This window comes from Nonomuraea sp. NPDC050404, assembly GCF_040655495.1.
Lineage (GTDB): Bacteria > Actinomycetota > Actinomycetes > Streptosporangiales > Streptosporangiaceae > Nonomuraea.
Map to the genome: position 1 here is coordinate 392,322 of NZ_JBFAKB010000005.1, position 11,817 is coordinate 404,138.

General features: G+C 69.6%; 7 protein-coding genes. 2 read left to right on the forward strand and 5 right to left on the reverse strand.

Features of this window, described 5'->3' with window-relative positions; genetic code table 11:
* Positions 1-616: 616 nt before the first annotated feature.
* The 3 genes from AB0I81_RS16120 to AB0I81_RS16130 form a co-directional block, all read right to left on the reverse strand.
* A complete protein-coding gene (locus AB0I81_RS16120) occupies positions 617-3,874 on the reverse strand; it encodes a BTAD domain-containing putative transcriptional regulator (protein ID WP_360656584.1) in 3,258 nt (1,085 codons plus the stop codon).
* A gap of 250 nt (positions 3,875-4,124) precedes the next feature.
* Entirely contained in the window at positions 4,125-5,534 is a 1,410-nt protein-coding gene (locus tag AB0I81_RS16125; protein ID WP_360656587.1) for a M4 family metallopeptidase, read from the reverse strand.
* Positions 5,535-5,829: 295 nt separating this feature from the next.
* A complete protein-coding gene (locus AB0I81_RS16130; protein WP_360656590.1) occupies positions 5,830-6,819 on the reverse strand; it encodes a metalloregulator ArsR/SmtB family transcription factor in 990 nt (329 codons plus the stop codon).
* Positions 6,820-6,884: 65 nt separating this feature from the next.
* Here AB0I81_RS16130 and AB0I81_RS16135 point away from each other — a divergent pair, with 65 nt between their 5' ends.
* Both AB0I81_RS16135 and AB0I81_RS16140 read left to right on the forward strand, forming a co-directional pair.
* Complete coding sequence (locus AB0I81_RS16135; protein ID WP_360656593.1) at positions 6,885-8,117, forward strand: MFS transporter; 1,233 nt, start codon at positions 6,885-6,887, stop codon at positions 8,115-8,117.
* 33 nt (positions 8,118-8,150) lie between these two features.
* Positions 8,151-9,134, forward strand: a complete 984-nt coding sequence (locus tag AB0I81_RS16140) for a MerR family transcriptional regulator (RefSeq protein ID WP_360656596.1) — start codon at positions 8,151-8,153, stop codon at positions 9,132-9,134.
* A 116-nt stretch (positions 9,135-9,250) separates the two neighbouring features.
* Here the strand turns inward: AB0I81_RS16140 and AB0I81_RS16145 are convergent, their stop codons facing one another.
* Positions 9,251-10,135 carry an alpha/beta fold hydrolase gene (locus tag AB0I81_RS16145; RefSeq protein ID WP_360656598.1) on the reverse strand — a complete coding sequence of 295 codons (885 nt, stop codon included), beginning with the start codon at positions 10,133-10,135 and terminating at the stop codon, positions 9,251-9,253.
* Positions 10,136-10,251: 116 nt separating this feature from the next.
* Positions 10,252-11,784, reverse strand: a complete 1,533-nt coding sequence (locus tag AB0I81_RS16150) for a prolyl oligopeptidase family serine peptidase (RefSeq protein WP_360656601.1) — start codon at positions 11,782-11,784, stop codon at positions 10,252-10,254.
* Positions 11,785-11,817 lie beyond the last annotated feature (33 nt).

Below are 11,817 nucleotides of genomic sequence, written 5' to 3' on the forward strand. Positions count from 1 at the left end.
TTGTCGGCGGGTCCAGATCTGCGGATGCGTGGGTGTCCTCGGGCAGGGGTTCGCGGTGGTCGTGGGTTTGCCGTCGGGCGAGCAGGATGAGTTCGTTGGTGACGGCGGTCACTAGTGCGGCGAGCAGGGTCTGGGCGACGCCATCGTGGGCGAGCCGGTTCTTGGGGTCGGCGAGGTCGATGTGGTGGCTGTTGATGCCTTCGGTGTTGGCGCGGATGGGTTTGTAGGAGTCCTGCCAGACCGGGGTCAGGTGGTGTGGGTCTGGGCGGGACTTGGTGTTGGCGTCGAGGTCGTCGGGGGCAGGGTGATGGTGGTTTGTGCGCAGGTGTGCGCTGGGCGGCGATCAACTGGGCGAGGTGCTCGGATGGGGTGCGGACAGTTCGGTCGTCCGGGGCGGTGGTGGCCTGGGGCAGGCGCTCGGGCGTCAGGGGGCAGGCCAGGGTGCCGTCGGTGAGGAGGGTGCTGTGGACATCGGTCTTGGACGCCGCGTTGGTCCTGCCTGTAGTCCAGGACGAGTTGGTAGCCATAGCCCAGGGCCTCCGGCCTCAAGCATCCGCCCGCATGCTGAAGCACTGGGTGATGAGTACTGACACGCCGCTTCTTCCCGCGTGGCTCGTCATTGTCTGAACATGCTGCTGTTGGTCGTGAGGAATGGGGTGAGTTTCTTTGCGCAGGGCGCGTGTCCTATTTGGGTGCACAGGTGTAAGGCCTGGCTTGCCTGGTGGGATGCTGCCTCGTGGTTGCCGCGCTGTTGTTCCAGGTGGGCCAGTTCGGTTAGGGCGGCCAGTTGCGGCAATCGGTAGGTGTTCTCGGTTGCCACGGCGTGTGCCCGCAGCGCGTGATGGATGGCGCCCTCCCGATCTTCGCGGGCGTTGTGCAGTCGGGCTCGGGCGAGCAGCGCGTAGGAGCGATGCCAGGGCAGGCCGCCCGCGGCGATCAGGTCGTCGGCCAGGTCAAGGCTGTCCGAGGCTTCCGCAGTCAGGCCGAGGGGGATGACGGCGTCGGCCAGGGCGACCAGGCCCGCCGCCTCGACCAGTCGGTCACGCTGGCCGCGGCACACCTCGAGTGCTCTCAGCACCTCCTCTCGCGACTGCTCCCACCTGCCGTTCTCCCAGTGCAGCCGGCTGATCCAGACTCGCGTCGTGGCCGCGCCGTGGCCGCCTATCGAGGTGATCAGGGCGACCGACCGCCGCAGGCATGACTCGGCTTCGTCGTATCGGCCCTGGTCGAGGAGTACGGCGCCGAGTTGCCGCAGGTCGGCTCCCTCGGCGTAGGGCAGTTGGTGGCGGCGGCTCAGTGTGAGGGCCTGCCTGCAGTAGTGTTCGGCCAGATCGAGCCGGCCCAGATGGTGGTATTGGTAGCCGAGCGCATTGAGGGCCCTGATGTGTCCGGGCACCGAGTCGAGCTCGCCGAAGAGCCGCGCCGCGCGGACGTTGTCGGCGATCGCCCTGGGAAGGTCGCCCGTCCACGCACGTGCGAAACTCAGCCCCATCCTGGCCGCCGCCTCGCCCTCCCGTTCGCCGCTGTCGTGCGCGATGCGCACGGCCTCTTCCAGGTGTCCCACGGCTTCCGTACGGCGACCGGCGCGGAAAAGTCCGTCACCCATGCCGATGTGCAACATGGCGGCCACGGCGGGCACCTCGTGGGCGGAGGTGACCGCGAGCAGGGCCGGCGCGATCTCCACCCACTCACCGATGTGGTCGGTACGGGCGCAGATGGCGCGGATCAGGTCGGCCAGGCGCCAGACCTGCGGGCCGGGCTCATGTTCGGTCGCGTACCTCAATGCGGCCATCAGATTGAGGACGTCCAGGTCGATGATGCCGGGCTTCTCTGTGAACGGCCGTTCACGGGTTCTTGGCCGCGGGCCGGGAAGCAGGTATTCGCCGGGTGCGCACCGGGCGGCGATGGCGGTCGCCAGGTCCAGATAGTGGCCGAACAGGCGGTTCCAGGCAGGCTCACGCTCGGGGTCGCGCCCGGCTTCCGCCACGGCGTAGAGCCGGACCAGGTCGTGGAATCGGTACCGGTCGGTGATGTGGTGTTCGAGCAGGTGCGCCGCGGCCAGGGCCTTGAGGGAAGCACGGGCCTCCGCCGGCGGGAGGCCGGTGGCCGCTGCCGTGGCCGCCACGGTCACATCGGGACCTGGAACGAGCCCGAGCAGGCGGAAGACCCGCTGTTCCGCTGGGGCGAGCACGCGGTAGGACACGGAGAAGGCGACGGTGACGGCGTTGTGCTCGGTTCCGTCCAAGATGAGTCCCGCCAGGGTGTCGCCGGCGGCCAGTTCGGCCGCGACCGCCGTGGTGCCGCCCGCGGGCCGGACGGCGGCGTTCGCGGCGGCGATGCGCAGGGCGAGTGGCAGGCCGCCGCATGTACGCACGAGGGTGCCGCGCGCGTCCGATTCGGCCGGTTCGTGTGCCGGGCCCAGCACGCCGTCCAGCAGTGCCCGGCCGTCCTCGTCGGAGAGCGGGCCGAGCGAGCGCTGCCTGGCACCTGCGTGTACGACCAGTTCGCCCAGCCGGTGCCGGCTGGTCACGATCGCCGCGCCGGTCGGGGGCAGCAACTGCTCGACCTGGGCGGCGGCGCGGGCGTTGTCCAGGACCAGCAGGTACGAGCGGTCGGCCAGGAGGGAGCGGTAGAGACCGAGCCGGGCCTCCAAGCCGCCCGGCATGCTCCCGGGTTCGACGCCGGCCGAGATCAGCAGGCGGGTCAGGGCCGCCGCCGTGGTCAGCGGCTCTTGGTCGTGGTCATATCCGCGCAGGTCGATGTAGATCTGGCCGTCTGGAAAGCGGCTCTTGGCCTGGTGTGCCCAGTGCACCGCGAGCGCGGTCTTTCCCATGCCCGCCGCGCCGCTCAGGACGCACACACCGTCGCCGCCGTCGCCGCCGTTGTCCAGGCACTCCTCCAGCCACGCCAGTTCCGCGTCGCGGCCGGCGAACCCTGACACGTCCCTGGGCAACTCGGCCGGCCGCGCGACAGACGCGTGCCGCCCAGGAGTGCTCGGTGGTCCGGGAGCGTCCGGCTGTCCGGTAGTGTCCGGCTGTCCGGGAGTGCTCGGCTGTCCGGTAGTGCTCGGCTGTCCGGGAGTGCTCGGGTGTCCGGGAGCGTCCGGGTGTCCGGGAGTGTCCGAGTGTCCAGGTAGGTTCGCCGTGTCCTCCTGGAGGAGCCGCTGGTGTATTTGGCGCAGTGGGCCGCCGGGCTCGATGCCCAGTTCGGTGACCAGTCGCTGTCTCGCGTCCCGATACACGGTCAGGGCCTCGGAGCGGCGCTCGCACCGATACAGGGCCAGCATGAGCTGTCCCACCAGCCGCTCGCGCAGGGGATGCTCGGCCACCGCCGCACGCAGTTCGCCGAGGACGCCGGTGTGCCGCCCGCACGCCAACTCGGCGTCGTACAACTCCTCCAGAGCGCAGGTCCGCCTGTCCTCAAGGCCGGGGCGTTCCCGGTGGATCAGCTCGGCGCTGGTGCCCGCCAGCGCGGGACCGCGCCACAGCCCTGTCGCGGTACGCAACAGGGCCGCGGCGTCGGCATGGCGCCCGTCGGCGGTGTCGGCGCGCGCGGCGTTCCGGTGCTGCTCGAACATGGACAGGTCGAGCTCGTCCGCGGCCACGTGAGCGCGGTAGCCGGCGCCGACGCGGCTGATGCGCTCCTTGCCGACCAAGGTACGCAGTTCGTGCACGTACACCTGAAGGCGAGCCACGGCCGTGCGTGGCGCGCGCTCGCCCCACACCAGGTCGATGAGCCGGTCGTCCGGGACCATACGGTTCGCGTGGAGCAGCAGGACGGCCAGCACGGTTCGCTGCTTGGGCGAACCCAGCGCGATCGGGCCGCCGGGCCCGTGCACGGCCACCGGGCCCAGAAGCGCGAATCGCACCTCCATGCGTTTCCTTCATGTTCAAGGACGGTTCGCAGTGATGCTACCGAGGGATGATCGTCCCGTACGGTGATTCCTCCTGAGATGTCCCAGGGGCCGGCGGTCGTGACGGCACCTTCCCGACCTCCCCCACGCCGACGGTCAGCGCCGTCAGGACCGCCGAGCGCGCCCGTAGCAAGGTCCGCCAGCGAGAGATCCGCGCCGACGCCCGGGCGGCCCGGCTGCGATCAGGAAGGAAGGGAGAGGGCTCGGACGCCTAGCTCACATACCACATGAACCACGTAGTGCCCTGGGCGTGCAGGGTGTCGGTCACTCCGACCGTCACCCGGTAGTCGCCCTTCTTCGTCGGCGTACCGGAGATCAGACCCGACGCCGGATCGATGGTGAGCCCCGGAGGCAGTCCGACCGCCGTGTGGGTCAGCGGCCGGCCGCCGGGGTTCGTGGCCTCGAGTTGCAGGCTGGCGGCCTTCCCCACCACGGCATCCTGGTCTCCCGGGTTGACTGGACGTGGCGTCTGGCTGCCGCCGATCGGGTTCGCGCCGTTGACCGAGACGGCGGACCACGCCGCGTTGACCGTGTTGTACTCCAGGCCGTGCGCGCCGTAGAGGTCGGCGGCCGCTTTCAGCGTCGCGATCCGGGCGGCGGCGTAATTGGTCGTGGCGGCGAAGTATTCGGTCAGCGCCCGATACCAGATCTTCGCCGCCTTGTCGTTTCCGATGCCGGTGACGGGCATGCCGTTGCAGGTCGGGCTGGTCTCACCCTGGGCGGGCTTGTCGCCCATCGCGAGGAGGTAGAAGAAGTGGTTCGCCGGGCCCGGGTCCGTCCTGGTCTGCGTACTCCAGCAGCCCGACGAAGGATTGGCCATCGAGACCGGCGGGGCGAACGTGCCGGCCGGGAATCCCACGGCAAGACGCTCGCCAATGAGGTGGTCCGGCCGATCGACCCGGTTGTTCGCGTAGAACTCGATCATGGTGCCGAAGATGTTCGCCGTGGCCGCCCCTATCGCGGCCGGTTCCTCCCGCTCGGGGTGATCGGCGGTGTCCTCCCATCTGGGCAGGCCCGCCTCCACATGGGCCACACCCATGGCGAACGCGCCGCCGACCAGGTCCAGTGTGGCCCCGTCGAGCTGCCTGTAGTTGCCGTCCTTCCCCCTCTCCTGGTGCGGGCTGGCGTAGGCGATCCTGGCCGGACTGTCGAGGTCGGGCCTTGCCGGTACGAAGGCGGGGCGGCCGTTCGGAAGCGGGAGGCCGGCCACTCTGCCGTGCAGATTGAGCGCCCGGCCCTCGCCGTCGAAACCTTTGCGCCCGTGCACGTTGGCGAAGTAGTCCCATGCCTTCGTCGCCGCGTACTGGGCGTCCACGGCCTGGCTCGCCTGGTTGGACAGGGTTCCGTCGCCCCAGTCGTTGTCCTGGTCGGTGTACGGCACCGACACGATGTCGCCGGCGCTGTTGCGGCGATCCAGATAGCCGCTCGCGCCGCCTCTGGTCGCGTCCTTCAGCTCGTAGGTGTCCCCGTTGAGCACGGTCGTCAGCGGGACGGTCCCGCTGTGGAAGCCGTGGCCGACCGCGGGTATCTCGTCATCGGCCACCGCGACGGGGGCACCCGCCGCCGTGGCCGCCAGACACACTCCGGCCACGATCAGGCAGCGAGCATCGCGTAAATTCATTACTTCCTCATTTGGTTTGCGGGCGCCCCGGCCATCATCGGCGGCCGGGGCGCGCTCTGGCTTGCGTAACGCAGACCTGCCGTTGCCGAACCGGGGCCCTGATCCCTTGACCGCGGGTCTGACCGGCCTCGACGGCCGACAGGCGAGGCTGCGTCTGCGGACGATATCACCCGCGCGAATGAAATTCCGCCGGATAGCCGGTTCCGGGCATTTCTTACTTGTGTTCCAACGGAACGGAAGAAAAAAGGAAGAAAAGCGGAAGAGTGGGCCATGCGCTGAGCCGGGCTCCGGCGGTTCAGGTAACAGTCTCGAGCAGGGACGCCCCGAGGGCGGTCGTCATGTACAGCACGCTGCGCCCGGATCGTTCGCGGGCGACCAGTCCGCTTTCGCGCAGTACGCGGAGGTGTTGTGACACGGCGCTGGGCGTGATCCCGAGCGCCCGGGCAAGGTCCGTCGTGGTCGAGGGCGACCGCAGTGCCTCAAGGAGTTCGGCTCGCGCCCGGCCGAGCAGCCGTACCGTACTGCCTGCGGGTGCCCGCGTTCCGGCGGTCCACAACGTTCCGACGCCTCGTGCCGGATAGCGCACGGTGGTCTGCGTGGAAGTCCTTTTCTTGATCAGCACGTACGGTGAGCCGAGCGCGACCGGCATGAGCACCAGCCCACCGGGACCGCGTTCCACGACCCGCTCGACCCGCCAGCGTGCTCCGCCCAGTCGCAGCCGGCCATCGTGCCAGCGTAGATCCGGATGCAGGTCCGCGAACAACCTCTCGGCACCACCCGCGGCCAGCTGCCTGGCCCGATGGATGACGTCCGCATCGAGCAAGGCCCGGATCCGTGACCAGTGCGGCGCGATGAGCCGGTCGTGTGCCGTACGCAGTTCCGCGGCGATCGCCGCCAATCCGGCCGCGGGCCGTTCGGCGAGTGCGGCGGCCGGGGCGGGGAGGTCCTCACCGAACACGCGCCGGAGGCTGATCCGCACTTGCGCCGCGGGTGTCCTGCGCAACGCGGCAAGGTCGTCGTCGATGGAGGCTCCCGGGCCGAGCGGAGCGGGAACGAGGAATTCCGGCCAGTTGGGCCGGTCGCTGACGATCAGCGGCCAGGTGTGCGAGAGGTCCAGGGGATCGCGGGCGAGCTCGTCCGCCGCCCACCGCAGCCACCGCAGGTGGAGGGGGTTCCGATCAAGATCACCGAGCTGCTGCAGGCCGGACACGGTTTCCGACAGCGGGGAGATCGCGAACCGGGTCGCTGCCAGCTCGGACACACCGAGATCGATCGTCAGCGCCACGGCCCCATTATGTAGCGCTCGCCTAAATGCTGTCGTGACGGCACTTGGCACCGGAAGATCCCGATGTGACGAACGGAACGGGCGACGAGCCGCGCTTCTCCGCGGGCTACCGGCGGTTGTTGTGGGCCACGGGAATCAACAGCATCGGCGACGGGGCGTTCACCGCGGCCGTTCCCCTGCTGGCCGTCGCGGTCACCCGAGACCCGCGGCTCGTGTCGATCGTGTCCGCGGCGACGTACCTTCCCTGGTTGCTGCTCTCCCTGCCCGCCGGCGCGCTCGTCGACCGCCATGACCGTGTGGCCCTCATGTGGCGCGCTCAGGCGATCCAGGCGTTGATCGTTGCCGTCATCGCGGTCCTTGCCGCGTTCGATCGGATCAGCATCCCGGCGCTCGCCGTCACGGCCTTCGGATTGGGAGCGTGCACGGTCGTTTTCGCGAACGCGGCGCAGGCGATGTTGCCGGACCTGGTCGCCGGGCCGCTGCTGCACAAGGCGAACGGCCATCAGCAGACGATCACCACGGTCGGCTTGCAGTTCGCGGGGCCACCGGTCGGCAGCCTGCTGTTCGCGATCGCCGTGGCGTTGCCGTTCGGTGTGGACGCCGCCACATTCGCCCTGTCCGCCGCGCTGCTGGCGACGTTGCCCAGGCGCGGGCGCGAGCGGATCGAGCATCCTCCGGTACGGACGGCGATCGCGGACGGCCTGCGCTGGCTGGCCCGTCACCGGCTGCTGCGCACCCTCGCGATCCTGCTCGGCGTCAACACCTTCTGCTTTCAACTCGGCAATGTCTCCCTGGTCCTGCTGGCGACACAGACGCTGCGTCTCGACGCGCCCGGCTATGGGCTGCTGCTGGCCGGTGCCGCGATCGGCAGTCTGCTCGGCGGGCTGGTCAGCGCGCGCCTGGTCGAGAGGATGGGGGAGCTTCCCGCCCTCCTTGCCGCGCTTGTCACGAACGTCGTCGTCTTCGTCGGGATCGGGCTGAGTCCGAACGTGGCCGTGCTCGGCGCCCTGCTGGCCGTCAACGGCTTCGTCACCACGCTCTGGAGCGTCGTGACCGTCAGCCTCCGGCAGCGGATCGTGCCGTCCGAGCTGCTCGGGCGGGTGAACAGCGTCTACCGGATGCTCGGGTGGGGATTGATCCCGCTCGGGGCGTTGGCCGGGGGGTTTGTGGCGCACACGTTCGGGTTGCGGGCGCCGTACCCGGTCGCGGGGGTGCTGAGAGGAATCGCCTTGCTGGTCGCGATGCCCGTACTGATGCGTGCCATGCGCGGTTCGCGGCTGATCTCAAGCAGGGCTTGAGTCTCAAGCTGCTTGAGACATCATAGTGACGGCATGGACGACAACGAGCTGTACCCGATCGGGGACGCGGCACTGCGGACCGGGCTGAGCGTCAGTGCCATCCGGTACTACTCCGACGCCGGGATCATCGCACCCACCGACGTGACCGAGGCAGGCTACCGTCAGTACGACATCCGGGCCATCGCCCGGCTTGAACTCATCCGCACCCTTCGCGACCTGGACGCCGGCCTGGACGACATCCGCCGGCTGCTCGACGGCGAGACGTCGCTGCACGATCTCCTCACCACGCATCTGGAGCTCGTCGAGCGTCAGGAGCGGGATCTGCGGGTCAGGCGGGCCGTGCTGAGGACGCTGGTCAAGCAGGGTGGCACGGCCGCGCAGGCGGCCCTGATGCGCAAGCTGGTGTCGATGCCCGACGAGGAGCGCGAGCGGCTCATCGACGATTTCTGGCACGAGGTCGGCGAGAATCTGGACGTACCCACCGGTTTCGTGCAGCGGTTGGGGACGATGCGGCCGCGCCTGCCGGAGGACCCCACCGCCGAGCAACTCGAAGCCTGGATCGAACTGGCCGACCTGGTGCAGGGGGAGGAGTTCCGTGCTGCGGTCCGCGCCTACCTCCAGGACACTTACGGTACGTTCCCGGGACGGAACGTGGCCGCCGCGCCGATGTGGGACTTCATCCACGGCGAGGGGGCGGACATCGGGCAGGAGATCCTGACGGCGTACCGTTCCGGGCTGCCGGCCGACTCGCCAAGGGCACGGGAGCTGGCCGTTCGCCTCGCGAACACCACCGCCGAGGTCGCGGGCACCCAGGCCACCGCGGAATCACATGAACGGCTGGCCACGGCCTTCCTCCTGATCGAAGAGTTCCAGCTGGAAGACGTCCGGTACGACGCCACCCACGGCAGGTACGTGTCCCTGGTGGCCCTGATCAATGAGACTCCGCCCGATGCGGGCGGGGAGGTTGCCGCGGTCTCCGCGTGGCTCGCGGCGGCGCTTCGCGCGTCAGCTCAGTGAGGGCATCGGTGTTGATCAGCGGCGGTGCAGTTCCTCGAGCGCCGTCACGACGGCTGTGAGCAGGCACCCCAGACCGATGCCGACCAGCCTGTTCAAGCCCGCCTCCCGGGGGCTGATCAGAAGCCTGCGGCCTGGGAGGTGACGGTTTCGATGGCCTTGACGGCGACGTCGGGCGTGTCGGTGTAGATGTAGTGGCCGCTCTTGGTGGCGGTGCTGAGCTTGCTGTTGCCGGACAGTTCGAGCCACTTGCGCTGCCCCGCGGCCCACGCCTTCTCCAGGCCCTTGCCGTACGTGGGAATGGCCGCGAGGTACTGCTGGCCGTGCATGATCACCTCGACCGGGATGTTCCCGGCGGAGCCGACCTTGCCGTCCTTGATGACGAGCTGCTCGGGGTTCTGGCCCTGGAAGATGGCCAGGTTCTGGGCGCGTACCTGGGCGCCGGGGCCCTTGGCGGACTTGGGGATCACCGTGGAGATGTCGGCGATCATGGTGGACGGGGTGGCGTCCATCAGCACCAGCCCCTTGACCTTGTCCTGGTGTTCGGGGGCGTAGCGGGCGGCGATGATGCCGCCGAGGGAGTGGCCGGCCAGCACGACCGGGCCGCCCTCCGCGACCTGGTCGATCACGCCGGTGAGGATCTTGCCGGTGCTCGCGAAGTCCTGCGGGCCCGCCGGCTTGTCGCTCGCACCGGCGCCGAGCCGGTCGTAGGAGCAGACCCGGTTGTTCTTGCTCAGGGTCTTCTGCAGGGCGGCCAGCTTGGTCAGGTCGTCGCCGCCGCCGTGCAGCAGGACGATGGTCGGCCGGACGGCCGGGCCACCGGCGCAGGACACGTTCACCGACTTGCCGTCCACCGTGATCTTCTTGGTGCCGGAGAACATGCTGGAGGAGGAGGCGAAGGGGTCCCAGTTCTCCACCGCTTCGCTGTCGCAGCCGGCGACTCCCATGCCGAGCGCGGTGCAGCACAGTGCGGTGACGGCGGTGGTCTTGAACTTGCCGAGCATGTTGAACTCCGTGGTCAGAGGGGGAATTGCCGATGACCGAAACACTAGGGAATCAACCGCTTGCCGATCGTCACCGCACGGTGGACATTCGCCGGTAGCTCGCACGGGGGACAGGCTCAGCCGGACAACACGTCGGTGACGGGCAGCGGGAGAGGCGCGAGCCGGTAGCCGGGCGGCTCGGTGCCGTGCAGGTGGCGGACGAAGTAGTCCCAGGTACGGCGGGTGACGTAGTGCATGCGGCCGAACAACGCGTGCTCAACCCCCGGGACCAGGAGCAGGTCGAAGTCCTTGTCGGCCTCGATGAGCGCGTCAACCAGGCGAAGGGTCTGGTACGGATGCACGTTGTCGTCGAGTTCGCCGTGCACGAGGAGCAGCTTCCCGCGCAGGTTGGCGGCCAGGGCGGGGTTGGAGATCGAACGCCTGCCCTCGTCGCTGAGGTCACCGTGGTACTGCTCGGCCCACAGCGGCAGGTAGACGCCGTTGTCGTGGTTGCCCGCCACCGCGACGCCGACCTTGTAGAACTCGGGGTGGGCGAGCAGGGCGCGGCCGGTGGCGAAGCCGCCGCCGGAGTGCCCGGTGATGCCGACGCGGTCGGTGTCCAGCCACGGATGGCGGTGTCCGAGTTCGCGGATCGCCGCGATGTGGTCGGCCAGTGAGCCGGCGTCGCCGAGGGCGCCGTAGGACTGGTCGTGGAAGGACTTGCCACGACCCGGGGTGCCGCGGCCGTCGATGGCGACGACGGCGAACCCGAGTGCGGCCAGCGCCTCCGGCTCACCGGACGCGGTGTTGTCGAACGACGAGGAGGTCCGGCTCACCTGCGGGCCGGGGTAGGCGTGGTCGATGATCGGGTAGCGGCGTTCCGGGTCGAAGTCGTGCGGTCGCCAGAGCAGCCCGTAGATCGGGGTCTTGCCGTCGGCGGCGGTCGTACGGAAGCGCTCGGGGGGTCGCCAGCCGAGTTCCTCCAGCGCGCTCGCGTCCGGGGACTCCAGCTCGACCAGCACCTGACCGTCGCCGCCGAGGACGACCGAGCGGGGCGGGGCGCTCAGCGAGGAGGCGCGGTCCACCAGGTAGCCGCCCTCCGGCGGGCTGATCGCGTCGTGGTCGAGGTCGTCGTCGGTGATGCGGGTGAACCTGGTGCCGTCGAGGCCGATCCGGCAGATCTGGCGGACGTACGGGTCGTCATCGACGAGCCCGCCTGCCAGGAACCACACCTCCCGGCGCTCCTCATCGACCCAGAGCACCCGGCGCACCAGCCACTGCCCGGTGGTGATCTGCCCGAGCCGCTGCCCGTCGGGGGCATGGAGGTAGAGATGTCCCCATCCGTCGCGTTGTGACCACCACAGGATCTCGCCGGAGTCGAGCACGCGGACTATCGGCGGGTCCAGGTACTCCGGGGCCGGGTCGAGGCGGGTCCGGCCGGTCTCGCTGATCAGCGTGGTCGTCGCGCCGGTGGCCGGGTCGAGGCGCGGCGGCGAGCCGTTCGTGGTCGAACGCGTCGCGGCGGGTGCCTTCCGCCGGGTCGACCACGAGGAAACGGGATCCGGGCTGGTAGCAGAAGCGGGCTCCGCCGGACAACCAGTGTGGCTGCACCCCGCTGCCGGGCACGCGTCGTGAACGGTACGGGCCCAGCAGCTGCTCCGCGCGGGCATAGTCCGCATTGGACAACACTGCTTCAATCCTTT

Excerpts from the sequence above, each read along its gene's own strand:
- AB0I81_RS16120 (WP_360656584.1), bottom strand. The coding sequence starts at position 3,874 with ATGGAGGTGCGATTCGCGCTTCTGGGCCCGGTGGCCGTGCACGGGCCC.
- AB0I81_RS16125 (WP_360656587.1), bottom strand. The coding sequence starts at position 5,534 with ATGAATTTACGCGATGCTCGCTGCCTGATCGTGGCCGGAGTGTGTCTG.
- AB0I81_RS16140 (WP_360656596.1), top strand. The coding sequence starts at position 8,151 with ATGGACGACAACGAGCTGTACCCGATCGGGGACGCGGCACTGCGGACC.
- AB0I81_RS16145 (WP_360656598.1), bottom strand. The coding sequence starts at position 10,135 with ATGCTCGGCAAGTTCAAGACCACCGCCGTCACCGCACTGTGCTGCACC.
- AB0I81_RS16150 (WP_360656601.1), bottom strand. The coding sequence starts at position 11,784 with ATGCCCGCGCGGAGCAGCTGCTGGGCCCGTACCGTTCACGACGCGTGC.